This is a genomic window from Brachyspira pilosicoli P43/6/78 (assembly GCF_000325665.1).
Lineage (GTDB): Bacteria > Spirochaetota > Brachyspiria > Brachyspirales > Brachyspiraceae > Brachyspira > Brachyspira pilosicoli.
Genome location: NC_019908.1, coordinates 1,858,752 through 1,884,361 on the forward strand (window position 1 = coordinate 1,858,752; position 25,610 = coordinate 1,884,361).

The following is a 25,610-nucleotide window of genomic DNA, read 5'->3' on the forward strand; positions in this document are numbered from 1 at the left end:
AATAAATAATATATTTGTAAAAAATAGAAAGTGATAAAAGTTATTTGTTTTAGTATACTTTAAAAATATTATAATCTGCTCAAAAAATCTAGCTTCTTTTCTATATGATAATTGTCTCCGCCTTCATGCCCATTAAAAGTATAAACCTCAATAGACTTCTCTCCTGCATAATTATTATAAGCAGCAAATACTGTTGAAGGAGGCACTAATATATCCATAAGACCTACAGAAAATAATGCTTTTGCTTTAGCCCTCTTAGCAAAAAATGCTCCGTCAAAATATGAAAGCGTATTAAAAACTATATTCTCTTTATCTCTATTTGTTTTGCAGTATCTCACTATTTCATTATAAGGCAAAGTATCTGTAATTGTAGAAGCTCTTTTATAATCACACAAAAAAGGAACATCTGCCATCATTGCATCTATTTTTATATTTGAAAGCTCACTTAATGCACATGCAGCTAATGATATTCCTCCCCCCTGACTAGAACCATTTATAACAATTTTCTCTGTTGATTGATGTTCTCTAACTGCGTCTACTGCTTTTAGAGCATCTATAAAAACTCTTTTATAATAATAATCATTTTTGTCTAATATGCCCTTTGTGAGAAATCCGTCAGCATGCACTCCATAGCCTTCAGGGTCAATAGTAGAAGCACCATTGCCGTCTTCAGCACCCTGCCCCCTAGTCTCCATCACAAATACACTATATCCTGCAGATGGAAAAACTATATGATTAATAGGCAAATCCTTACCGTTTCCATATCCTAAATATTGAACTATACAAGTTAATTTATCACTGTTCTTTGGTGCTATATACCAGCCGTTTATAGTATGCTTATTGTAACCCAAAAAACTTACTTCATAAACATCAAAAAATTTTAAATGAGTTTGTATTAAATTATATTTTGCTTCTGGTTTATGATTATTTTCTTTTATAGTGTTAAGCCAAAAACTGTCAAAATCGCTTGGTTCTGTAGAGCTTCCTTTATATTGATAAAGTTCATCTATAGATAAATCAAAAAAAGCCATTATTATTTCCTATTAATATATTTTTCTAGGTATTTTTACATTTTTAAGCTGTTCTAATCTGTTTATAATAATCTTTTCAACTTCAAAATTGGAAGGCTCTTCATTTTCAAAACTGTATCCGCTTGCAAGCATAAGAGTTTCTTTCTCTTGTACATAATTACGCATCTTTCTATATATTATAGATATTCTAAATAAAGATAATTTTTGTCTGTAGCCATTCAAATATGATTGTCTATAATAATCAATTGCTGATGTTCTTCTGTTTCTTGCATCATAATGCTCTGCCAATTTAAAATATATTCTTCCCTTCTCCATTTTATTATAGCTTCTCTCAGCCATATTAATAATCTCTTGTTCTGTTTGAGAATAATTAGTTTGGTCTATAAGCTTTTCATATATATCAAGCAAATTAAAATAAGCATCATATTTATAAGAAGGTATAGTTAGATTATTGGCATATTGTATAGATTTTTTATATTCTTCTACAGCCAAACGATATGTAGCAATTCCGCCTTGCTCTGAAGGCTTACCGGCTTCACTTTCATATATCATACCTAATAAATAATGAGCATCAGCATTTTCAGGATAATATAATAAAGTTTTGTTCATAATAAATAAAGCATAAGAACTATTACCTTCATTTATAGCCCTTTTAGCTTCCCCTATATAAACCCAAGCAGGCTGCAATTTTCCGTCAAAAGATGACATAAAAAAGTTAGTATCTATTCTTAAACTTGTAATAGCTGTATTTGTTTGAGAATATAAAGATAAACAAAAAAATAAAAATATAAATACAAAATGTTTCATAAGATATTACACTGCAAATAATAGTTTTTATAAATTCTTATTATTAAATATCGGTATAATAAAACTTTATCTTATATATTTTTTTAACTATTCATATATTTATTAACTATCTCATCATCTTCTAAAGCAGTAAGTATCTCAACACCGTCTTCTTTAACAGCAACAGTATGTTCATAATGAGCAGATAAAGAACCGTCTCTTGTAACAACAGTCCAATCATCATCTTCAATATATATAGCATGATGTCCCATATTAACCATAGGCTCTATTGCAATTACCATATTAGTTTTAAGCACAGGACCAAAACCTTTTTTACCTCTATTAGGCACAGCAGGCTCTTCATGCAAATTAGCTCCAACACCATGACCGTTAAACTCTCTCACCAAAGAATAACCAGCATCTTCTGCAGTTTTCTGTATGGCATAAGAAACATCTCCCAAATGAACACCATCTCTTATCTGTTTTATTCCATTAAAAAATGATTCCATTGTTGTGTCTACAAGTCTTGAAGCTTCTGCTGATACATTACCAACCTTAAAAGTAAATGCTCTGTCTGAATGATAACCCTTATAATAAACACCTATATCAAGACCTATTATATCGCCGTCTTTTAATACTCTTTTTTTGCTAGGTATGCCATGTATTATTTCATCATTTATAGAAGCACATATAGAAGCAGGAAAAGGAGGATTCCCATAACCCTTAAAAGAAGGCTTTGCATTTTGCTTTCTTATATAATCATAAACAAACTTATCAAGCTCTTTTGTAGATATGCCAGGCTCAACAAGTTTAGAAACTTCTTTAAACACATTTGCTAATATATGTCCGCTTTCACGCATCAAATTTATTTCTGATTGTGTCTTTATTTTAATAGCCATTTTTAATGCTTTCCTTTATTTATCAATTTGATTGATTCTCTGTATCATTTGTATTTTCAAAAGTATTTTCTGCCTCAACTTTATCGCTAAAAGAATCTTCTACCACTTTTGTAATATTCTTTTTTTGTCCGCCTGTAATAGTCATCTCTCCCTGTATAACAGCACCCTCTCCAACATCTATCTTAGGAGCTTCTATGTTTCCTAAAACTCTTCCTGTTTCTATTAATACTACTTCATTTGAAGCTGATATATTACCAATCAAAGTACCTGCTATTGTTATGCTGTCTGTAATAATAGTACTTGTCTTTACTTTACCATTAGTACCTATTATTAAATGCCCGTCTATCTTTAAATCTCCTTCAAATTTACCGTCTATTTGAAAAGAGCCTTTTACTATATAAGTTCCTTTGAAATATGAACCTTCACCTATTATACTATTAATCATCTCTCTTTTTGACATAATAATCACACTCCAAATTTATACTTCATTTTGATTTTATAAGTATAAAACTAAAATGTCAAGTTTATATATACTTATCAATAATAACTTTAACCACTTTATACTAAAATAATTAAATTTTTTTCATTATATAAAATAACTTGATTTTTAATGAATATTGTTTAATATTATTGAATACAAATTAATTAAAAGGCTTATTATGAAATTTATTTTTTCAAGAACTATAATAGGAATTTTAGTTTTAATCATCGGAGCATATATTTTGCTTCAGTATGTCTTTCATATATATATACCAGCATTAGCATATGTACCTGTATTTACAATAATAGTATCTATATTAATTATAGTATGGGGCATAGCAATAATACTAGGAAGAGGTTTTTACGCATCAAAAATTATAATAGCTCTCACAGTAATTGTTACAGGACTTTATATTTTAATAAGATATGCTCTTAATATAAATATGCCTTTTATATTGTACACTCCTATATTTAGAATGATTATAGGAATGATTATTATATTTCTTGGAATATATATTATAGTTGGTGTTTATTATGTTGGAGATAAATTACCAAAAAATAAAACAGAAAATTATAATATTAATTTTAAAAGCTCTACAATAGATTTATCAAATATACAAATTGACAGAAATAAAAATGTTAATGTTAATTGTGCTTTTTCTGATACAGTTATTTTAATTAATCAAAATATACAAATACATATAAAAGCTTCTAGTGCATTCGGCAGTATCTCAATACCTACTGGGGATAGTGTAAGTTTTGGAGAGATGAACTTTGTTATGGGTACTTCTGACAAAATACTTTATTTGAATGTTAATGCCGCTTTTGCTCAGATTAGAGTATTATATGTTTGATTTTTTATAAGGATAATAAATTGCATATAATATCTGGATACAAAAAAAATAAAAAAATCATTACACCAAAGAGGGATTTTAGACCTACTCAGGGAAAGGTGAGAGAGGCTTTATTTAATATAATAGATGCTAATGATAAAACTTTTTTAGACCTTTGTGCTGGAAGCGGTGCTGTGGGGTTTGAGGCTTTAAGCAGAGGAGCTAAGTTTGCTGCTTTTATAGAAATAGATAGAGAAGCTGTTAAAACAATATTTACAAATGCAAAAAATATATTTGAAGAAAATCAATACAAAATAAAAAGAGTATCTGCAGATGACTATGTTAAAAGAACTAATGATACTTTTGATATAATATTCTTTGATCCGCCTTATCATTCGAAAATTTATTATGAAGTATTTTTAAATATATTTGAAAGAAAATTATTAAATGATAATGGATATTTATTTGTGGAAATGGGGCTTGAATACTATAAAAGCTTTTTAGAGAAAATAAAAGAATACGATCAAAATATAAACTACGAAATAAAAACATACGGTGAGAGCGTTTTAATAATTTTTAGAAATATGTAATTCAATTTTTTAAGCTTTACAAATAAAATTATTTTGGTTATAATAAAAAAATGAAAAACAAAATCACATTTCTAATATGTATAATATTTATAGCCATTGTATTAAAACTTCTCACATTATCACCAAAGTTTATAGAAAATTTTTATTCTAGAAAAGCTTATAAAGTTATATCAGGAAGTATTGGGAAAGTAACATCAAATTTTAGTTTTTCTATTGCTGAAATACTTTTATTTATTTTTATAATATTAATTCTTTTATTCTTTGTTTTCTCTATAAAAAAAATAATATTTGGACAAGAAAAATTAAAATTAATATTTAACTTTTTATATGTAGTAGTGTGTATTGCAATTATTATATATATTGTTTTTATGTCTGTATGGGGATTAAATTATTATAGATTTCCTCTTATAAATAATTATCAAAATTACTTCTTTGAAAATAATAATATCACAGATGAAGAAGCGTATAACAAACTATATTCATTAGCAGAGTTATTAATAAAAGATTTAAATGATTTGCAAACGAAAATGAAATATGAAACCTCAATCAATACAAATTATCAAGCTCTAAACAGAATGGTTGAAAGTGAATATAATAAAGTTTTTGAAGAGTTTCCATATTTAGAAATGTATTATTCAAGAACAAAGCCAATAAAAATATCAAAACTTTTTTTAAGACTTCAAATAACAGGAATATACTCACCATTTACTTCAGAAGCAAATGTTAATACTCTTATACCATATACATCTATGCCTTATACTATAGCCCATGAAATGGCACATAAAATAGGAATCGCCTACGAAGATGAAGCTAATTTTATTGCATATCTTGCCTGCTCAAAACATAGTGATTTATTTATACAATATTCAGGAGCTTTTGAAGCACTATTATATGTTTTATCAGAACTTAACAGAGATGAAAATTATGCTATGCTTATTTCAAACCTCAACGAAAAAACCAAAGAAGAGATAAGATACAATTATGAATTTTGGAATCAATACAGAGGGCAACTTTCTAATATAAGCCATAAAGTAAATGACACATATTTAAAAGCAAACAATCAAATACACGGCATAAAGAGTTATTCGAGAGTAGTAAAACTTTTAATCTATTACAATATGAGCAAAGGTTTTTTACAATGATAAGATACTATATACTAAAAAAGTTTATAAAAAATTATATTTTTTAATTTTCAATATTTGCAGGGCTTTGCCCCATGCGAAGCGTGCCCGTAGGGTAGCACCTCACTTCTTTTACGACCAAAGGGAGTCCTTTAGGACGACCGAAGGAAGTGCCTGTGGTATTGGTATAAAAGAAGCTTATATCCTTCGGATACGCTTCGCGAAGAACTGCATTTTTATTATAAATTTTATAATTTAATTGTACATTAAAAAGCACTCCCCCGCACAACTAAGAAGTGATAATTAAAGCAGAGCATTATCGTGCGGCAAGGTGATACAGCTCGTACATAAAAATATTCTATTGAAAAACATTTTTTTAGGTATATAATTTATCCCAATAATTTTTTAAAATAATTTATTGGATTCTACTAAAATGAAATTGATTAAACAATTCTCTATAATATTTCTTATTTATTCAGTATCATACATCTTAAGCAAATCTCTAAAACTTCCAATACCTGGTAATGTAATAGGAATGCTAATTTTATTCTTACTTTTGGTTTTTGGAATTATAAAAGAGAGCCATATTGATGAGGCTAGCGATATATTAATAAAAAATATGTCTTTGTTATTTGTACCTGCCACTTTAGCTATAGTTGATGAATATAAATATATTAAAGATGAGATAATACCTTTTCTTATAATATGCATATTTTTTGTTGTAGTGATAATGGCGGCAACTGGTTTATCTGCACAGTTTTTTGAAAATATAGTTAATAAAAAAAGGAAAGTAAAATGACAGCACTATTTCAAGATAATCCTCTAATATCAATAGTAATAACTTTAATAGCATATATCATAGCATACTATATTTATAATAAAACAAAACTTCCAATATTAACACCATTAGTAACAACTGTAATACTTGTAGGGTTTGCTATTTATTTTATGGGTGTGCCTTATAGTGTTTATAATGAAAGCGGCGGAAAATTTATTAATGCATTGATAGGACCTGCTACTGTTGTATTAGCTCTTCCAATATATAGAAACCTTCCAATATTAAAAGCAAATTTATTAGTAATACTTTTAAGCATTGCTATAGGAAGTGCCATTGGAATAGTTGGAATATATTTCACTGCAAAGATTATGGGTGTATCAGAAAATATACTTTTATCGCTTCTTCCAAAATCTATAACTACTGCAATAGCTGTTGATGTTGCAGATAGTATTGGAGCTGTAAAATCTATTACTGTGCTTGCTGTTATAGTATCTGGAGTTGTGGGGGCAATAATAGCTCCTATAGTTTGTAAGATATTTAGAATAAAATCACCTTTAGCTATAGGTATTGCAATAGGCACTGCATCGCATGCTGTTGGTACTAGTAAGGCAATAGAGATGGGAGAGACTGAAGGAGCTATGTCTGGTCTTGCTATAGGTATAGCTGGAGCTTTAACTGTTATACTTCTTCCTATACTATATAAACTGCTTGTTACTATATGGTAAAAATTTTTAACTTTGTTAAAAATATTTTTTAAGTTTTTTATTTGTGGTGGCCCAAAGAAGCAAAAGGACTGCATTCAATAAAATCTAGCTTTTTATGCAAATATATATATTATTTTAGATTTACATATTCACAAGCCATAAAGCTAAAACACTTGCACTTTTTGCAACTTTTTGCGGCGGGAAAAAGTTGAATAAAACAAGAACATACATTAGTTATAATTAATTATTATTATACTTCGTATGCAAGTAAAGCAAGTTTGAAAGAAGCATTGTTGTTGTTAAACTTCCAACGCCATTAGGTACAGGCGTTATAGCAGATGCAATATTAACTGCCTCATCAAACTTTACATCTCCCTTAATAGAACCATCTTCAAGAACATTTATTCCTATATCTATAACAACAGCATTCTCTTTTATATATTCAGCATTAATAAACTCTGCCTTTCCAATAGACACACATAATATATCAGCATTCTTACAAACACTTTTTAAATCTTTAGTTTTTGAATGAGCTATTGTAACAGTAGCAGATTTATTTAAAAGTGATAAAGCAAGAGGCTTTCCAACTATCTCGCTCCTTCCAACAACTACAGCATTAGCACCTTCTATTTTTATATTATAATGTTCAAGTATTGTCATCACACTTTTTACAGTACAAGGAATTAATTCATCATTAGAAGTTAAAATTCTTCCAAGATTTAAATTGCTTATTGCATCAATATCTTTTTTTGTAGATATAGTCTCATAAACAACCTCTCTTCTTATATGCTTAGGCAAAGGCATTTGAAGCATTATACCGCTAATATCTTTCTCTTCGTTTAAATATTCTATTAGAGTGATAAAATCTTTTTCTGTTGTGTTTGTGCCTAACTTATGAAGCTCTCCTATCATTCCAGCATTTTCTGCCATTTTCTTTGCATGCGTAAAATATAACTCTGTAGATTTATCATCATCAAAATAAACAAAATCTATTCTAGGCTTCTTGTTTAATAAAGCAACCTTATCTTTAATTTCTGCTCTTATTGTTTTTGATAATTCTCTTACATCAAGTATATTAGCTGGCATGTTATGGCTTCCTTTAGAATGAAAATAATAAATTTATTCTATATTTTTTAGAGATAAAAAACAAGTATGACAAATGTTTTTGTTTGTTTTATATTTAATACTTTATAAAATAAATAAAAATATTTTATAAATTTACAATGCTTTAAGTATAAAAGAAAATACTTATCTTTTTAATAAAAAATTATTCTGATTTGCAAGATTTACAAATGCCTATAAATACAATGTCATGTTTATCTATTTCTACATTATATTTTTTAGAAACAGCTTCATCTAAATCTTTATTATAAGGCAAATTAATATCTATTAACTTTTTGCATTTATCACATTGAAAATGATAATGCTCGCCTGTGATATGGTCAAACCTTACAGCATCGTCTATTATAGAAATCTTTTGTATCTCATTGTTCTCTGAAAGCAAATTAAGATTTCTATAAACTGTTCCTAAACTAATAGAAGGAAAGTTTGGTTTAATATAATTATAAACCTCTTCTGATGTAGGGTGATTTTTTAATTCCCTTACAGCATTTAATATTACTTGTTTTTGTATTGTGTTTCTGGTGTTGTTCATATTTTACAAACCTCTTATGAAGAAATTATTTATAATTAATAATTAATATCATTTAGTATAATATACTAATTTTTTAATATTTGTCAATAGATAATTTTATACATTTCTATAAGATAAAGAAAGTATATATAAAACAACATCTTCAAAAGGCATATTGATATTTCTTGCCATGGCAGGTATATCAGAAGTATTTGTCATTCCGCCTTGAGTATTAACTTCCATCAAATTAATAAAACCATCATCAGAAATTATAGCATCTATTCTGCAAAGACCCTCACAGCCTAAAACATCATAAGCCTTTTTACAATTTTCTATTAATTTTTTTTCTATATCTTTATCTAATTTTGCAGGTATCTCCATCTCCGTTTTTCCTGGAGTATATTTAGCATCATAATCATATATTTCATTTTTTGGATTAATGCCAAGTATAGGAAATACATATATATCATCATTATCACGTACAAGACCAACAGTTACTTCTTTTCCTTTAATATACGGCTCTAAAAAATAATTATGAGTATCTTTTATATCTTTAACAATATTATCAAATTCTTCTTTAGTTTTAATTAAAGAAACCCCCACACTAGAACCGCTTGAAATAGGTTTTAATATTATAGGGAAATTAAAAGATATATTATTGTTTTTTACAGCATCTTCAAGAAGCTGAAAATCTACAGTAGAAATGTTTGAAGAAAGCCATATTCTTTTTGTATAAACCTTATTCATACAAAGTGAGCTAACCAAAGTATTTTCGCCTGTATATTTAATATTAAGACAATCCAAAAGACCTTGAATAGTACCGTCTTCTCCAAAAGTACCATGCAATATATTATAACAATATTCAACATTTTCTTTTTTTAGAGTTTCAACCAATTCATAATGGTCTTTTACGTCTATCAATATTGTGCTGTCTTTTAATTCTTTATAAGAAGTTAAAGCCTCAAAAACATTCTTACCGCTTCTAAGAGAAACTTCCCTCTCATCGCTTATGCCTCCATGAAGCACGGCTATTTTTTTTCCTTCAAATTTTTTAATATTTTATTTTTTAATTCATTAGTTAATAGCATATTTAATTCCTAAAAAGTTAATAGAAGTTTTTTGATAATAAAAAATCTATATATAATATTTAAATAATATCACATATAGATTGTATAATACTTACTTTTTTTCTCTCTCTCTCGCTTAAAGGAGCATATTTAGATTTATACATAACATCATTTGCCAAATTAATAAACTGCTCTTTAATCATCTCGGCAGCCTCTTTCGGAGTTTTACCAGTACCCCTAATAGCTAAATCATCATTACTAATAACATATCTATCATTATCAAGTTTTGTAATATAACCTTTTAAAGGTCTTTTAAATCTAAACTCATCAATATCACTAAAACTTAATTCTATCTTTTGTCTATCTGCCATTATTTAATACCTGCCTTTTTTGCATATTCTTCATTAGTTAAACTAAATGTCTTTTGAGTAAACAAAATATCATTAGTACTAAAAGCATATGGCACTTTATTTTTTAAAGTGTATACTCCGTTAGATACTGCTTCATCTATTATAATATATAATTCATCAGCATGCTTTTGTTGAAACTTTACAACATCAGCTATTACTATCTGATAATTCATTTGTTTAGTAGGAGAACCTGTATCTCCTATAATATAATAAGAATATCCCTCCAAAGTATCAAGCCATAAATTATTGCCATTTAAATCATACATATCAAAGTTTATATCAATACTCTGTGCCCAAAAAGACATTTCAGAATTAGCATACATAACTCCTGATATATTTTTATCTCTAAGTAAAGATATAGTATCATCATCTAATTTATTTGTAGCTATAGTTCCAGTAGCAGCCACATAATCAGAACCTAATATATAATGATTTGGAAGTTTAGAAAAAGCCAAAGTACCTAATGCTTCTTCTAAAGTTACAAGTTTTATTAACTCACTTTGGGAATTAAAATTACTTATAAAGCTTTTTAATACAACATCTGTATATATCTCTGTATTCAAATATTTTAATCTATCTATATTTACATTAGTCATGCTTTTTGGGAAAGTAAAAGAAGCAATTGCAACTATTCTATTTGTCGATATTATATCATCTACTACAACAACAGAATTTCCCATACTTCTGCATGAGAAAATAAAAATACTTATAAAAGAGAAAGTTATTAATGAATAAATTATTTTTTTATTAAAAAGCATATATTATTTTTATATTCCTTTTTCATTTCTATATTTTAAAACCTGCTCTATAGTAGATTTCACAGCATAATCATTATCTGTAGAAGAAAGCAAATTAAGAGAACGGTCAACTCTTTTATCTTCATAATCTTTCAAAGCTTCAATTGCCGCCATTCTCACCCATTTATTTTTACTAGATAAGCTTCCAAGTATAGAGTTTAAAAGTTCAGGAGCTTTTAAATTACCAGCAACTTTTAAAGCCTCTATTTGTACCTGCAAATCGGTATCAGATATAGCTCTTTTTATACTGTCTATTGCCTCAGGAGTTTTAGCTTCAAGCCTTCCTAAACCATGTATAGACAAACAACGCACATTAAAATCAGGGTCTTCAACACTAGACTTTAAAAAATCACTATAAGCTATTTCTGCCTCAATATTTCCAAGTACCCATATAGCCTCAGCTCTCACTTCCCTTCCGCCGTTTTGTGCAGCATTAAGTACTTCTAATAAAACCTCTTCATTATCTTTATTATCTTGCAACTTCTTAGAAGCCCTATTAACATCATCAAGTCTTCTTAAAGTTAAATCTTTCTGAGAACAAGATACAGAAAATAATATTATAATGATAATGCTTAAAACTTTTTTCATTTATAAACTACTCTTTATTTTATTAATAGCCTCTTTTGCTTTTTCGATATTTTCTATAGAGCCTTGAGCAAAACTATCTTTTCCTCCGCCTCTGCCTCCTGCAGCTGCTATTATATCTTTAATTAAAGAATTAGCCAATATGTTTTTTTCTTTTAAAGCCTTACCAGTAACTTGAACTATTATAGAATTATTGGTTTTACTTATCATAAAGGCTATAGAATCTTTAACTCTCTCTTTTATAGTATCAGCATAAAGTCTTATATCTTTTATATCTTCGTCAAACTCCAAATTGTAAAACTTAATTCCATTTAAATCTTCGCAATTATCTATAAACGCTTTAGAAGATGAGCCTGATGTCTTTAATTGTTTATTTTCTTTTTGTAATTTTTTTATTTCTGTTTGTAGGTTTTCAGCTCTAGTTGTAAGTTCATCTATTTTATTTGCATTAAGTATATGGCTTAAACTTTTTACTTTATTAAATAAATTTGTAGCCTCTCTAGCAGCATTAAGCCCAGTAATAGCTTCAATTCTTCTCACACCGCTTGCAACAGAACCTTCACTTACTATATGAAAATAACCAACTTCAGATGTATTTGTCAAATGGCTTCCACCGCAAAGCTCAACAGAAAAACCTTCGCCTATATCAAGTATTCTTACAGTGTCAGGATATTTCTCTCCAAATAATGCCTTAGCTCCAGAAGCTATAGCCTCTTCTTTCGGCATATATTTTATTACAGCAGGCATTGATTTAAATACTATTTCATTAACTTGATTTTCTATATTTATTAAAGTCTCTTCATTAATAGAATCTGGGTGAGTAAAGTCAAATCTCAAATAATCTTCACAAACAAAGCTTCCTGCCTGATTAATATGATTTCCAAGTGTGAGCTCTAAAACCTTTTGAAGTATATGTGTTGCTGTGTGGTTTTTTCTTATAGCACTTCTTCTGTCAAAATTAACTAAAAGTTTTATCTCTTCTCCAACTTTTAAAGTTTTATTGCCGCAATCAACTATATGTATAATAGTGTTTTCTTTTTTTTGCGTATCTAATACTTTTAGTTTCTCTCCGCTTGAAATCTCTATAAAGCCATTATCTCCAACCTGTCCTCCCATCTCTCCATAAAAAGGTGATGACTCTGTAATTACAGCTACGTTAGAAGATGATGCACTTTCTTTTTTCTCTCCATTCTCATATAGGGCAACTATCTTTGATTTTATTCCATTAATTAAACTATCTCTATCTTCGCCGACATATTTTGTTTCATAATTTTCAACAAAACCAAATTTAGACTTTTTATCCTCTCCTGTTCCTCTGCTTCTTTTTTTCTGTTCCTCCATTGCATCTTCAAAGCCTTTTTTATCAACTGTGAAACCATGGTCATTAGCCTCTTCTTCTGTGATGTCAAAAGGAAGTCCGTAAGTATCAAAAAGCATAAATGCATCTTTACCTGATATTACTTTGCTTTCTTTGTTTTCTTCCATTACACTGTAAAGCTTATTCATGCCTGCAGATATTGTGCTTAAAAATTTATTCTCTTCTTCTTTTAATATTTTTTTAATATTCTCTTCTTCTTTTGGAAGATAATCATATATATCTTTATAAACATTAATTACAGCAGAAGTAAGCTCATTTAAGAAAGCTCCTTTATGACCTAAATCATTAGCAGTTTTTAAAGCTCTTCTTAAAAGTCTTCTAAGTACATATCCCCTTCCCTCATTAGACGGCTTACAACCCTCTGCCAAAACAAATACTAAAGCTCTTAAATGGTCAGCCAATAAGTTTATCTTTGTCTTATTGTTTCCTTCATATTTAACATTAAGCTTATTTAAAATAGCATCAACTATAGGCTTCATTACATCAGTTTGATAATTGCTCTCAACTCCCTGCATAATATAGCAAAGTCTCTCAAGCCCCATTCCTGTATCTATACCAACATTTTTAAGCGGAGTCAAATTGCCATCAACATCTTGGAAAAACTCATTAAATACTAAATTCCAAAACTCTAAATACCTCTCACAATCACAACCCACAAAACAATCAGGCTTACCGCATCCTTTCTCCTCACCCATATCAATATAAAGTTCACTGCAAGGTCCACAAGCTCCAGAATCTCCCGCAGGTCCCCAGAAATTATCTTTCTTTCCAAGTCTAACAATCTTCTCTTTTGGTATTCCTATATGTTCATTCCAAATTTTAAATGCATCATCATCTTTCTCATAAATAGATACATATATTCTCTCAACAGGAAGCTTTATCACCTGTGTAGAAAACTCCCAAGCAAACTCAATAGCTTCTTTCTTGAAATAGTCTCCCATAAAACAAAAATTACCAAACATCTCAAAAAATGTATGGTGTCTTGCTGTTTTACCAATATTCTCTAAATCTGATAATCTAAAACATTTCTGTATAGTAGCTACTCTTGAATATGGTGCTTTTTTTATTCCAGCATAATATGGCTTAAACTGAAGCATACCTGCTGTTGTAAATAATAAACTAGGGTCATCTATTGGTATTAATGATGATGATTTCTCTATAGCATGTTTTTTACTTTTAAAAAACTCTTTAAACTTTTCTCTCAATTCTAAATGTGTCATAATATCTCCGCTATAACATTATGTATTAAAAACTATTATATTAAAAATTAACTCATTAATAATATAATTAAATGCCTCGTTTTGCAAGCTAAATTTACAAATAAACTATTTTTAATAAAATTATAAAAAATATTTGTAAATTAACAAAATTTGACAAATACTATTCTTATTTTATAATATAATTAATTCGAAGATGTGAGTAAATTAATGAATAAACAATTCCATAAATATTTAGATGATGTATTATGGTGGTGTCCTTTCAAAAAATTAAGATATCTAATAAGAGAATACTTAAATAAAATAGAAGATATAGAAAAAGAAAATAAACAAATTATAAATCATTTAAATATCATCACAAATAAAATATTTCCAGAAAATAAAAATGTTGCTGTTATTGCTGTGGATGGTGGATTTGCAGATCAAATAAGAATATATTTAGTAGCTAAATCTTTAGAAAAATTTTACAACAAAAAAATTTTATTTGATATAAGCTGGTATAAAACAAATGGCATGGATGATTCTAAAATAAATGAAAGACGTTTTGAATTAATAAATATATTTAAAGATATAGAATTTAATTTAGCTACAGAAGAACAAATATTTTTAAGTAAGCAATCTAACTATATAGATTTTTGGTGGTATTTTGAAAATATTAAAGCTTCAAATTTATTAGAAAATATTAATGATGAACAAATACAATATATGTACGGTATTTTAGCATTAAATGAAAAATTTGCTATAAAAAATAAAATAAAAATTGAAATACCAAATATATTTCAATTATTAAATTATACAGATGTATTAACTTTAGATAAATATTTCATTCCAATATTAGATGAAAAAAATAAAGAAATTTATAATGATATTATTAATAGTAAAAATACTGTAGCTTGCCATATAAGAAGAACTGATTATATCAATTTTCCTTATTATATAGATTTAAATTTTAATTATTATAAAAATGCATTTGAAACTATAGAAAAGAAAATAAATAATAAAATTAAAATTTTCTTTTTTTCAGATGATTTAGATTGGGTAAATAAAAATATAATTCCTAATATAAAAAATATATATGACTATAAGATAGTTGATATAAATAACAATAATAGAGGATATTTTGATTTTTATCTAATCAGTAAATGTCAATATCAAATAGCTTCTTCTGGAAACTTTTGTAAAGTAGCTCATCAATTTAATGAATTTAATGATAAAATGTTAATAACACCAGAATCTATTAATTAGTTAAATTAGATTTTATTAACAAAAGATCTTATTTATATTCCTATCTTTTTACATAAATCATCTCTAAATTTATCTCTTAATTTTCTAATAGGTATATACCAAGCTAATTTATTAACAATTTTTCTAATGTTAGAGGTAATAGTATTTAATCTATATTCTGCGTCTGATTTAACATAATGAAAATTTTTAGACATAGAATCTTCATCTATAAATAAATCTCTTTTTATAATTGGCGGATGTATAATTTTATCTATTTTATATGAAACCATATTATGAAGAGGGTCATTTTCATAAGAACAATGTGTTGCATCTTTTCCAAATCCTATATTACTTACAAGATTAATATTAGGACATATACATAAACCATCATTAGCTAATATACTAAAACTCCATTGATAATCCCAAATATCATTTTTATTTTTTTTATGGTATTCAATCATTTCATCTAATATACTTTTCCAATAATCAATATAAAAATCAGAAAAATATACTTCTTCTATCTTCTTAGCTATTAAATCATACGAATATTTTTCTAATTTATAATCATAAAGATTCCAAGCTCTTCTCCAAGTAGCCCAACCCCAACATCTTTCCATAGATGAAAAATAATAACTATAATTAGAATATGGTTTACCTATATGATTGCTATGTATATGCATTATTTTATCATTATCTTTATAATAATCTAATAACTCTTCGCAAAAATAAAAAAAAGATTGATTTGGTAAACAGTCATCTTCAAGTATTATACCATCTTCTTCATTTTCAAAAAACCAACTTATTGCTTCTGCAGGACCCAAACCACATCCTAAATTTTTATCTCTAAATAAAGTTTTTACCTCACAATCCCAATCTACTTTTTTTATAATATCTCTAGTAGACATACATCTTTTATAATCATCTTTTACATCTTTTCTAGGACCATCTGCCGCTATATATAAACGAGGCGGTTTAGCTTCTCTTATAGCTTCAAAAACTTTGCTAGTAGTATCTGGTCTATTAAATATAATAAACAAAACGGCTTTTTTCATAAACACACCTTAATTATTATAATTTATAAAAGTATATAACATATAATAAAATTAATCAATAAAATATAATTAAATGCCAATTTTTTTATATAATTTTTCCCTAAACTTATCTCTTTGTTTTTTTATAGGTATATACCAAGCTATTTTATTTATAATGTTTTTTATATTAATAATAATATTATTTTTTATATTTTCTAATTCACTATTAATTATTTCTAATTCTTTTATTTTAGTATCTAATTCTTTAACTTTATTTTCAAATTGAATATTTAATTGTGTTTTATCATATTCTAACATTTGCATATATTCTTCAGCATTTCTAAAAGAAAATCTATAGTAGCATACGTATTCATCAATATCAACATCAGTCTCTATTACATTCGGATGAGTTATTTTCCCTATATCATAGGTTGCTGTATTAGCTAGATAATGATCTTTATAATTACAATGAACACTGTCTATACCCCAACCTATATTACTTACCAAATTTATATTGGGATCTATACATATACCATCGTCTTGAATTATTGAAATAGTCCAAGTGTATGACCAACTATCTATTTTTCTTTCTTTTTGAATTTCAGGATTTTTTCATCATATAAGCTATATCTTTCCAATGTCTCCTCATATATGCATCTTTATATATTTTATCTATTTTTTGGCATATATCTTCATAAGAATATTTCTCTAAATTAGTATCATAATGTTTCCAAGCCCTTCTCCAAGTAGCCCAACCCCAACATTGCATTATAGAAGAAAAATAATAACTATATTTTGTACAAGGTTCCCCATAATGAAAACCGCCTATACTCATTATTTTTTCATTATCTTTATAATAATCTAATAACTCCTCACAAAAATAAAAGAAAGATCGATTAGGTAAACAATCATCTTCAAGTATTATACCATCTTCTTCATTTTCAAAAAACCAACTTATTCCGCCAGATATAGATAATCTGCATCCAACATTTTTTTCTCTAAATAAAGTTTTTACTTCACAATCCCAATCTACTCTTTCAATAATTTTTCTAGTTTCCATACACTTTTTATATTCACCTTCTACATCTTCTCTAGGGCCATCTGCTACAACATATAAACGAGGCGGTTTAGCTTCTCTTATAGCTTCAAAAACTCTATTAGTTAACTCTTCTCTTTTAAAAATTATAAAAAGTACTGCTTTTTTCATAAAAATATCCTAATTTATTGCACTATCGAACAAATTATATAGCATATAATTAATTAGTCAATAAAAATATGAAATTTGACAAATACAATTATTAACATATAATAATCATAAAATTTTATGGAGTTATAAGTGGATAAGCAATTTCATAAATATTTAGATGATGTATTATGGTGGTGTCCTTTCAAAAAATTAAGATATTTAATAAGAGAATACTTAAAAAAAATAGAAAATATAGAAAAAGAAAATAAACAAATTATAAACCATTTAAATATCATCACGAATAAAATATTCCAAGAAAATAAAAATATTGCTGTTATTGCAGTAGATGGCGGATTTACAGATCAAATAAGAACATATGTAGTAGCTAAATCTTTAGAAAAATTTTACAATAAAAAAATTTTATTTGATATAAGTTGGTATGAAACCGATGGTATGGATTATGATAAAAAATACAAAAGATATTTTGAGTTTACAAATATTTTTAAAGATGTAGAATTTAATTTAGCTAATGAAGATGAAATATATTTAGCTAAACAATCTAACCATATAGATTTTTGGGGTGATTTTATAAATGAAAGAGCTTATAAATCTCTTGAATATCTTAATAAAGAAAAAATATCATATTTAGTTGGTATTATGGCATTAACTCAGACTTTTGTAGTAAGAGAGGATAAATTTAAATTAGAAATACCAAATATATTTAAATTATTAAATTATACAGATGTATTGAGACTAGACAAATATTTTATTCCTATGCTAGATGAAAAAAATAAAGAAGTTTATAATAACATAATTAATACTAAGAATACTGTAGCTTGTCATATAAGAAGAACTGATTATATAAAATTTCATTATTATGTAGAATTAAATTTCGATTACTATAAAAGAGCATTTGAAATTATAGAAAATAAAATAAATGATAAAATTAAAATTTTCTTTTTCTCAGATGATTTAGATTGGGTAAATGAAAATATAATATCTAATATAAAAAATATATATGACTATGAAATAGTTAATATTAATTCAAATGAAAAAGGTTGCTTTGATTTTTATTTAATAAGTAAATGTCAATATCAAATAGCTTCTTCTGGAAATTTTTGTAAAGTTTCTTATGAATTTAATGAGTTTTATGATAAAATTTTAATAACTCCTGAAAACATAAATCAATATAATAAAAAATAATTTAAAATATTTTGTAAAAACTAATTTTTGTTATATAATATAAATAATGGTATTATTTTAAATTCAAGGATTTTATATGACATTAGATAATGGAGTTATTGTATTAACACCTTCAGAATTCGAAAAGAAAATGCAAGAATTAGATGATTTTACAATTATTGATGTGAGAACAGAATTAGAACATAATTATGAAGGAATGATAGAAAATTCTTTGCTAATAGATTTTTTAAGACCTAGAGTATTTAAAAGAGAGATAGAGAAACTTGATAAAAATAATATTTATCTTATTTACTGTTCTGTTGGTAAATTAGGAATTGATGCTGCTTCATATATGAAAAGTGTAGGTTTTGAAAATTTATATGTACTTGAAGGCGGACTTAAAGCTTGGAATAAATATTTAGGAGATGATACTAAAGTTTCTAAATTCAGCAGAGAAGAAATTATAGAAAAAAGAAAAAAACTTATAATTAGATTAAATAGAATAGAAGGACAGATAAACGGCATGAAAAAAATGCTCATTAAAGGAGAGTATTGCGGGGATATACTTAATCAGGCTTTAGCTGTTAAGGCTGCTATGGCAAGTGTTAATCAAGAGATTATGGAAGTGTTTTTAAATACTTGTATGATTTCACCAAAAGAAAAAGAAGATTTCTTTAGATACATGAAAAAATTAATAAAATAAATTTTGAAACAAATTTTTTATAATAAAAAACCCTTCTGACATTTTCATCAGGAGGGCTTTTTTATAATCTTATAATATTAATTTAAGAATTTTCAGAAGCAGCTGTATCATTAGTATTAAACTTATTCATATCTACTTCCTTACAAATCTTTCCAGTAGCAGCAGCTGTAATCATACCATCATTAACATTAAGCAAAGTTCTGCCCATATCAATTAACGGCTCTATTCCTAAAAGTATAGCAACTAATTCAACAGGGAAGTTTAAAGCGGAAAGTGTGATAAGAGCAGCATTAGTAGCACCGCCTCCAACTCCAGCTATACCAAAACTTCCTATAGCTATTATTATTACAACCTTTATTAAAAATACAGGTTCAAAAACATTTATTCCCAAAGTAGGTGCTATCATAGCAACAACCATAGCAGGATATATTCCAGCACATCCATTTTGCCCTATAGTAACAGCAAGTGAAGCTGATAGGTTAGAAACTCCTTCAGATATACCCATTTTATTTTTTAAAGTATCTACTGTCATAGGCAAAGTACCAGCACTAGTTCTTGATGAAAAAGCAAAAGCTAATGTAGGTAATGCTTTAGAATAATATTTAACAGGATTATATCCAAATATTATAAGTATAACACTATGAACTATAAGCATGATAAATATTGCTATATATGAAGCCAATAAGAATTGACCTAATTGTGCAAAGGCTTTTAAATCACTAGTAGCCATAAACTTAGCCATTAAAGCTAATACACCATAAGGAGTTAATCTCATTACTATGCTAACTATTCTCATTACAATCTCATGTAAAGAGAACATTATCTTTCTAAAGAAATCAAAAACTTCAGGCTTTTTCTTTTTGATACCCAAGGCAGCCATTCCAACAAAAGCAGAGAAAAATACAACAGACAAAGTAGGTGAACCGCCGCCGCCTGCTAAAGCACTAAATGGATTTGTAGGTATAATCTCAAGTAATTGCTGAGGCACAGGTTTAGAATTAAATGCTTCTAATCTGTTTTCATAATTTAAAGCTCCTTGAGAATAATCTCCAACTATAGCTTGTATCTTTGAAGCGTCTAATCCGAATCCTTTAGAAATTAATATACCAACTAAAGCAGATATAGCTGTTGTTATCATTAGAATTGCTATTATTATCATAGTCATCTTTGCTATATTAGAATCGCCTTTTATATTTAATAACGCCATAGTGATAGAAATAAATATTAAAGGCATAACTAACATTTGTAATAATCTTACATAACCGCTTCCAACAACATTATACCAAATCATTGTATTAGTTATAACATCTGTATTTTGTGCATAAATGTTTCTTAATACAAAACCTAATAATAAACCTAATATTAATGCACTTAATACTCTAACTGTGAAATTTAAATGTTTTTTTTCCATGAAATATAATAGAAATATTATTAATAATAAAACTATTATATTAATGAGTGTATAAACCCACATATAAATTGACTCCTTATGATTTTTATATTAATGCGTAGATTATACTTAAATTTTTAAGTTTGTCAAAATTAATATTAATTTTTAAAGCATGTTAAATTACTTTATATTTTTGTTTAGTGTGCTGTATATAATAAAAAAATAATATATAAAACATCGAAAGGGTAGGGGATATAATTTAAATTTTAAAACTTATTTTAATTCACCGCCCTTTTAAATTTGATGTTTTCATTTAAAAAATTAATATTTTTTTTGTTTTACTAACTAATTAGAAATGTTAAAGCCCACCCAAGCTTTTATTAAATTTTTTATCTGTTTCACGCACGTTAAACAAATTAAAAAACATAATCAAAACTGCAAGCTAAAATTATTTTAATTTTTTTGTTTAGCTTACCGTGCGGTTATATAAACTATAATATTGAAAAACTGATATTTTTAATATATATTATAATTATGACTATCCTTAAAATGAAATTAAAAAACGATAAAATCTATATAAAAGTTTCCGGCGGAGCATATTTTACAATACCAAAAAACGGTACTTATGAGCTGGATATTTATGAAGGTATGGAATTAGAATATGATGAAATACCGCATATAAGAATGAGAGCTTATGAGGCTGCTGCTAAAAAATCTGCTGTTAATGCTTTGAGAAGAGGTTTTTTAAGCGAGGGTATGCTTAGAGATAAGCTGCTTAAAAAAGGGCATAAAAAAAGATTTATTAATTATGCTATAGCTTATTGCAAAGAATATGAACTTATAGATGATAAGAGATTTGCTAAAATTACTGTCAATAGCCTAAAATTAAAAGGCAAAAGTAAAAGATATATACTTGATGCTCTTAAAAAAGCTAAATTAAAAAACAAAACAATAGATAGAGTTTCTCATTTAATAACAGAAAAAAGCGAAGTAAGATCATTAAAAAATGCTATTAGAAAATATTATAAAATCTATGAAAACAAAGAAAAAATAAATGATTATATTATAAGAACCTTAATGAGAAAAGGTTTTAAATATGATTCTATAAAAAAGCTATTAGACAAATACAGACCTCATAAAAATTAATATAGTATAAATTTATACTGTATTGTTTTTAATATTTCATGTTTAAATAAAATTACTCTATAAAAGAATTTAATTATTTCAAAAGATATTTATATGATATATTGATAATTGTGTTAAAATGTACTATAATAATAAATAAATTAACATAATTTTGGGGCTGGCTTGATGAGAAAAATAGCATTATTTATATTATTATTTAACATTTTACTAATTTCTAATATCCATGCTCAAAACAATAATCAAAAATATGATATTGATAATAATGGATTATTTAACGCTTTAAAAGACGGAAAAACAGATATTGCTCTAAATATAATAAAGTTTGGAACTAATGTTAATATAAAAGATGAGTATGGCTGGAGTTTATTACATAGGGCTGTTGAATATAATAATATATCTGTAGTTAATGAATTATTAAAAAATAAAAAAATAGATATAGAAGTTAAGCTTCCAAAAGATACTATAATAACTAATGATAATGAAAAATGGTATGCTGATGGGGAGACTCCTCTTCTTCTTGCTTGTTATTATGGATATGGAGAAATAGTTGAGACACTTTTAAATTATGGGGCTAATCTTGAGGCAAGAGATAGTATAGATTCTGCTATGGCAATACATATAGCTGCATCAAGAGGATATTCAGATATAATAGAGATAATAATGCAATCCTTTGCTGCAAAAAAAATAAATAATCTTGTAGACATAGAAGATGATACAGGAACAACACCTTTAATGTGGGCATCTATGAACAATCAAATACCTGCAATAAATATATTATTAAAATATGGTGCTAATATTAATGCTCAGGATTATGATGGCTGGAGTGCTTTACATTTTGCAGCTGCTTCACAAAGTTATAAGGCAGTTGAGATATTATTAAAAAATAAGGCTGATGCTAATTTAGAAAATGTTAATGATGATAAACCTATTGATTTAACTACTGATACTGATATAGTTGAGTTGTTAAACAAATATACAAATAGATAAAAATATGGAATCAAAAAAGCTTCAAAGATTTAGCGAATATAGTATGTCCACATATTTACTTTGTCCTAGAAAGTATAGATACACTTATATAGAAAAACCTTTTAAGAAATATAAAAGGGGAGTAAATGTATATTTTATATTTGGTAATGCTATACATTTAGCATGTAAAGAATTTTATCAATTACGTGCTGAAGAGAGAACTTTAGATAGCTTGCACAATATATTTAGAGAAGTTTGGAAGAGAAGCGGCATAAGGTCTTTTTTTAACAGCAGAGAAGAAGAGAAGGAATTAGGAGAGAAGGGATTATATATGCTTTCAAATTTCTTTAATTCTTTTGGACAAAAAGTGCCTTATCAAATAGAAAGCTATAAAGAAACAAAGATAAAAGATTATATATTATTTGGACGTATAGACAGAATAGATTTATCTGCAGACGGTTCTTTACAGATAGTGGATTATAAAACAAATAAGTATTATGATTTGGGAGAAGATAATACAGAGAGAGAGAGAAAAACTCTTCAGCTTAAACTTTATGCTTTTATATTGGACTCATTAAATTTTAAAGTAACAAATGGTTCATATTATCATTTTGATGAAGACAAATTTGACACAATAGATTTTACAAAGGAATCCATACAATATATAGGTGAGTGGTTTGACGAAATAATAAATGACATAAGATATGACAGAGGTTTTGATAAAAGGGTAGGTACACACTGCGAATTTTGTGATTTCAATAAAATTTGCAACGGCACAAACAATACAGAAGAAATATTAATTGAAGATTAAAGGAATATTAATAAAAGATTAGAATAAGTTTCTTCTGCTATACTAATCATAGAGTGTATAGAATGAGGCTTAACTTTTATAACATCGCCTTCTTCTAAGTCAACTACTTCTTCTTCTACAACGTATCTAATTTTACCGCTTAATACAATAACCATTTCTTCGGAAGGGTGTTCATGGTAAGGTATAAGCTGATTAGTTTTTTGTTTAATAGAGTAGATATTATATCCTTTATTATTTAGTATATGTATTAATTTTTCGTCATTATTATCGCAATTAAATTCTTTTAGTGTATTAGATTTATAGTAAAATTTTTGCTCAGTCATTTTATCATCCTCACGGCTATAAATTTCGGATAAAAGGTTTTAAAAATTAGCAGGCAAAAACAAAATGTTTCACATGAAACATATTAAAACATAATTAATAAATATTTATATTGTTTTAATTTTTATATAAATATTTATATAACTAATATTTTTAAATACTAAAAAATAAAGCAAAATGTTTCATGTGAAACATATAAACTATTGCAAATTATATTTTATTAAATTAAAATGAATATATGGAAAATATTAACTTAAACGATAACATAAACATAGAAAACTCTGCTATATATGTAGTGGCTACTCCTATAGGAAATATGGAAGATATAACTATAAGAGCTTTGAAAATATTAACTAATGTTGACTTCATTTTGGCAGAAGATACTAGAGTAACACTCAAACTTTTAAACGCTTACAATATTAAAAAAACTGTTTATTCATATCATAGTCATTCAACAGAAAAAAAGATTGATGAGTATATAAAAAATATTATAAATGGAAGCTCTGTTGCTATTGTAAGCGATGCTGGTACTCCTTGTATAAGCGACCCTGGTGTAAGCATAATTACTAAGGCTATAGAAAATAATATTAAAATTATTCCTGTTGGTGGTATATCTGCTTTTACTACTTTGCTATCTGCTTCTGGTATTTCTGGCAATACTTTGTTTGTAGGATTTCTATCAAACAAATCTGGCAAAAGAAAAAATCAATTAAAAGAATTATACTCAAATGAAAAAAATATTATAGTATTATATGAATCTGTGCATAGAATAAAAGCATGCATAGAAGATATTGTTAACATATTTGGAGAAAATACTTACATTGTTATCGGAAGAGAACTTACCAAAAAATTCGAACAAATCATAAGAGATAAGGCTTCCAATATACTTGCTTTTTTTACTAATAATAGTATACTTGATAAAGGAGAATTTTGCATCATTATTGATAATAGAAAATCTAAAGTATGCAAAGCTAATGCCGAAAATATATTATGTAAGGAGTCAGATTATGACAATTGATAAAATAGGCGGCACACAAAATATACAATTTAATTCTAAAGTAAAATATTCAGATAAACCATCTCAATTAGGTTCTGATAGAATTGATATATCTAATGAATCTAAAATAGCTTTGCAAAATAAAAAATTAGTTGATATAGTTAAACAATCTCCTGATATTAGAGAAGAAAAAGTTGCTGAAGCTAAAAAAAGACTAGAAATGTATATGAAAGATGGTGCTTTAAGAAAAGAAGTATTAAACTCTTTGGCTAATTCTATTTTAGATGTTATGCCTATAGATGAGTAATAATAAATTTGTTATTAATTAAAAATTATTAAATAGT

27 protein-coding genes and 1 pseudogene are annotated in these 25,610 nt (G+C 26.7%); 13 read left to right on the plus strand and 15 right to left on the minus strand.

The features are described from left to right. Positions 1 to 68 precede the first annotated feature (68 nt). The 4 genes from BPP43_RS08275 to BPP43_RS08290 all read right to left on the minus strand — a co-directional run bounded on the left by BPP43_RS08275 (position 69) and on the right by BPP43_RS08290 (position 3,176). A complete protein-coding gene (locus BPP43_RS08275; RefSeq protein ID WP_015274690.1) occupies positions 69 to 1,031 on the minus strand; it encodes an acetylxylan esterase in 963 nt (320 codons plus the stop codon). A 12-nt stretch (positions 1,032 to 1,043) separates the two neighbouring features. After that, complete coding sequence (locus BPP43_RS08280; protein ID WP_013244190.1) at positions 1,044 to 1,838, minus strand: tetratricopeptide repeat protein; 795 nt, start codon at positions 1,836 to 1,838, stop codon at positions 1,044 to 1,046. Positions 1,839 to 1,921: 83 nt separating this feature from the next. Further along, a complete protein-coding gene (gene map / locus BPP43_RS08285) occupies positions 1,922 to 2,716 on the minus strand; it encodes a type I methionyl aminopeptidase (protein WP_013244189.1) in 795 nt (264 codons plus the stop codon). 22 nt (positions 2,717 to 2,738) lie between these two features. Continuing rightward, on the minus strand, positions 2,739 to 3,176 hold the full coding sequence (locus BPP43_RS08290; protein WP_013244188.1) for a bactofilin family protein: 438 nt from the start codon (positions 3,174 to 3,176) through the stop codon (positions 2,739 to 2,741). 199 nt (positions 3,177 to 3,375) lie between these two features. Between BPP43_RS08290 and BPP43_RS08295 the strand changes: the two genes are divergently transcribed. The 5 genes from BPP43_RS08295 (at position 3,376) to BPP43_RS08315 (ending at position 7,243) form a co-directional block, all read left to right on the plus strand. After that, positions 3,376 to 4,050: a hypothetical protein gene (locus BPP43_RS08295; protein ID WP_013244187.1), complete on the plus strand. Its 675-nt coding sequence runs from the start codon at positions 3,376 to 3,378 to the stop codon at positions 4,048 to 4,050. Positions 4,051 to 4,070: 20 nt separating this feature from the next. Continuing rightward, entirely contained in the window at positions 4,071 to 4,619 is a 549-nt protein-coding gene (gene rsmD, locus BPP43_RS08300; protein ID WP_013244186.1) for a 16S rRNA (guanine(966)-N(2))-methyltransferase RsmD, read from the plus strand. A gap of 50 nt (positions 4,620 to 4,669) precedes the next feature. Continuing rightward, entirely contained in the window at positions 4,670 to 5,761 is a 1,092-nt protein-coding gene (locus tag BPP43_RS08305; protein ID WP_014932051.1) for a DUF3810 domain-containing protein, read from the plus strand. A gap of 412 nt (positions 5,762 to 6,173) precedes the next feature. Further along, on the plus strand, positions 6,174 to 6,539 hold the full coding sequence (locus BPP43_RS08310) for a CidA/LrgA family protein (protein WP_013244184.1): 366 nt from the start codon (positions 6,174 to 6,176) through the stop codon (positions 6,537 to 6,539). After that, positions 6,536 to 7,243 carry an LrgB family protein gene (locus BPP43_RS08315; protein WP_013244183.1) on the plus strand — a complete coding sequence of 236 codons (708 nt, stop codon included), beginning with the start codon at positions 6,536 to 6,538 and terminating at the stop codon, positions 7,241 to 7,243. The genes BPP43_RS08310 and BPP43_RS08315 overlap by 4 nt, the downstream gene beginning before the upstream one ends. Before the next feature lie 219 nt (positions 7,244 to 7,462). Here BPP43_RS08315 and BPP43_RS08320 read toward each other — a convergent pair whose 3' ends face one another. The 7 genes from BPP43_RS08320 to alaS all read right to left on the minus strand — a co-directional run bounded on the left by BPP43_RS08320 (position 7,463) and on the right by alaS (position 14,312). Further along, on the minus strand, positions 7,463 to 8,308 hold the full coding sequence (locus BPP43_RS08320; RefSeq protein ID WP_015274691.1) for a bifunctional 5,10-methylenetetrahydrofolate dehydrogenase/5,10-methenyltetrahydrofolate cyclohydrolase: 846 nt from the start codon (positions 8,306 to 8,308) through the stop codon (positions 7,463 to 7,465). A 181-nt stretch (positions 8,309 to 8,489) separates the two neighbouring features. Next, positions 8,490 to 8,876 (minus strand): Fur family transcriptional regulator, encoded by a 387-nt coding sequence (locus BPP43_RS08325; protein WP_013244181.1) that lies wholly within the window; start codon positions 8,874 to 8,876, stop codon positions 8,490 to 8,492. Positions 8,877 to 8,972: 96 nt separating this feature from the next. After that, the gene (locus BPP43_RS08330; protein WP_015274692.1) at positions 8,973 to 9,881 is read right to left on the minus strand and encodes a D-alanine--D-alanine ligase family protein; all 909 of its coding nucleotides are present in this window, start codon (positions 9,879 to 9,881) and stop codon (positions 8,973 to 8,975) included. A 121-nt stretch (positions 9,882 to 10,002) separates the two neighbouring features. Then, positions 10,003 to 10,293, minus strand: a complete 291-nt coding sequence (locus BPP43_RS08335) for a hypothetical protein (protein WP_013244179.1) — start codon at positions 10,291 to 10,293, stop codon at positions 10,003 to 10,005. After that, on the minus strand, positions 10,293 to 11,090 hold the full coding sequence (locus tag BPP43_RS08340) for a hypothetical protein (RefSeq protein WP_014932039.1): 798 nt from the start codon (positions 11,088 to 11,090) through the stop codon (positions 10,293 to 10,295). Before BPP43_RS08340 ends, BPP43_RS08335 begins: the two co-directional genes overlap by 1 nt. Before the next feature lie 9 nt (positions 11,091 to 11,099). Continuing rightward, positions 11,100 to 11,717, minus strand: coding sequence for a HEAT repeat domain-containing protein (locus BPP43_RS08345; protein WP_013244177.1), 618 nt, complete (start codon positions 11,715 to 11,717; stop codon positions 11,100 to 11,102). After that, positions 11,718 to 14,312: an alanine--tRNA ligase gene (gene alaS, locus BPP43_RS08350; protein WP_015274693.1), complete on the minus strand. Its 2,595-nt coding sequence runs from the start codon at positions 14,310 to 14,312 to the stop codon at positions 11,718 to 11,720. It abuts the gene before it with no gap. 207 nt (positions 14,313 to 14,519) lie between these two features. Between alaS and BPP43_RS08355 the strand changes: the two genes are divergently transcribed. After that, positions 14,520 to 15,554 (plus strand): O-fucosyltransferase family protein, encoded by a 1,035-nt coding sequence (locus BPP43_RS08355; protein ID WP_015274694.1) that lies wholly within the window; start codon positions 14,520 to 14,522, stop codon positions 15,552 to 15,554. Between the two features lie 32 nt (positions 15,555 to 15,586). Here the strand turns inward: BPP43_RS08355 and BPP43_RS08360 are convergent, their stop codons facing one another. Together BPP43_RS08360 and BPP43_RS12765 are read right to left on the minus strand one after the other, a co-directional pair. Then, complete coding sequence (locus tag BPP43_RS08360; protein ID WP_015274695.1) at positions 15,587 to 16,585, minus strand: hypothetical protein; 999 nt, start codon at positions 16,583 to 16,585, stop codon at positions 15,587 to 15,589. A 69-nt stretch (positions 16,586 to 16,654) separates the two neighbouring features. Next, positions 16,655 to 17,771, minus strand: a pseudogene (locus BPP43_RS12765) (glyocosyltransferase). A 129-nt stretch (positions 17,772 to 17,900) separates the two neighbouring features. Between BPP43_RS12765 and BPP43_RS08375 the strand changes: the two are divergent. After that, positions 17,901 to 18,953 (plus strand): O-fucosyltransferase family protein, encoded by a 1,053-nt coding sequence (locus BPP43_RS08375; protein WP_015274696.1) that lies wholly within the window; start codon positions 17,901 to 17,903, stop codon positions 18,951 to 18,953. Between the two features lie 76 nt (positions 18,954 to 19,029). Next, positions 19,030 to 19,635 (plus strand): metal-sensing transcriptional repressor, encoded by a 606-nt coding sequence (locus tag BPP43_RS08380; RefSeq protein WP_013244171.1) that lies wholly within the window; start codon positions 19,030 to 19,032, stop codon positions 19,633 to 19,635. An 82-nt stretch (positions 19,636 to 19,717) separates the two neighbouring features. On the opposite strand, the gene BPP43_RS08385 is transcribed toward BPP43_RS08380, so the two are convergent. Further along, complete coding sequence (locus BPP43_RS08385; protein ID WP_014932032.1) at positions 19,718 to 21,109, minus strand: L-cystine transporter; 1,392 nt, start codon at positions 21,107 to 21,109, stop codon at positions 19,718 to 19,720. Positions 21,110 to 21,574: 465 nt separating this feature from the next. On the opposite strand from BPP43_RS08385, the gene BPP43_RS08390 reads away from it, so the two are divergent. The 3 genes from BPP43_RS08390 (at position 21,575) to BPP43_RS08400 (ending at position 23,948) form a co-directional block, all read left to right on the plus strand. Then, a complete protein-coding gene (locus tag BPP43_RS08390) occupies positions 21,575 to 22,171 on the plus strand; it encodes a regulatory protein RecX (protein ID WP_015274697.1) in 597 nt (198 codons plus the stop codon). Between the two features lie 165 nt (positions 22,172 to 22,336). After that, positions 22,337 to 23,158 (plus strand): ankyrin repeat domain-containing protein, encoded by an 822-nt coding sequence (locus BPP43_RS08395; protein ID WP_014932031.1) that lies wholly within the window; start codon positions 22,337 to 22,339, stop codon positions 23,156 to 23,158. A gap of 4 nt (positions 23,159 to 23,162) precedes the next feature. Further along, complete coding sequence (locus BPP43_RS08400) at positions 23,163 to 23,948, plus strand: RecB family exonuclease (protein WP_013244167.1); 786 nt, start codon at positions 23,163 to 23,165, stop codon at positions 23,946 to 23,948. On the opposite strand, the gene BPP43_RS08405 is transcribed toward BPP43_RS08400, so the two are convergent. Next, the gene (locus BPP43_RS08405) at positions 23,945 to 24,271 is read right to left on the minus strand and encodes a cupin domain-containing protein (protein WP_014932030.1); all 327 of its coding nucleotides are present in this window, start codon (positions 24,269 to 24,271) and stop codon (positions 23,945 to 23,947) included. The two genes, BPP43_RS08400 and BPP43_RS08405, sit on opposite strands and share 4 nt — an antisense overlap. A 236-nt stretch (positions 24,272 to 24,507) precedes the next feature. Between BPP43_RS08405 and rsmI the strand changes: the two genes are divergently transcribed. Together rsmI and BPP43_RS08415 are read left to right on the plus strand one after the other, a co-directional pair. After that, on the plus strand, positions 24,508 to 25,287 hold the full coding sequence (gene rsmI, locus BPP43_RS08410; RefSeq protein ID WP_015274698.1) for a 16S rRNA (cytidine(1402)-2'-O)-methyltransferase: 780 nt from the start codon (positions 24,508 to 24,510) through the stop codon (positions 25,285 to 25,287). Next, a complete protein-coding gene (locus BPP43_RS08415; protein WP_013244164.1) occupies positions 25,277 to 25,573 on the plus strand; it encodes a flagellar biosynthesis anti-sigma factor FlgM in 297 nt (98 codons plus the stop codon). The genes rsmI and BPP43_RS08415 overlap by 11 nt, the downstream gene beginning before the upstream one ends. Positions 25,574 to 25,610 lie beyond the last annotated feature (37 nt).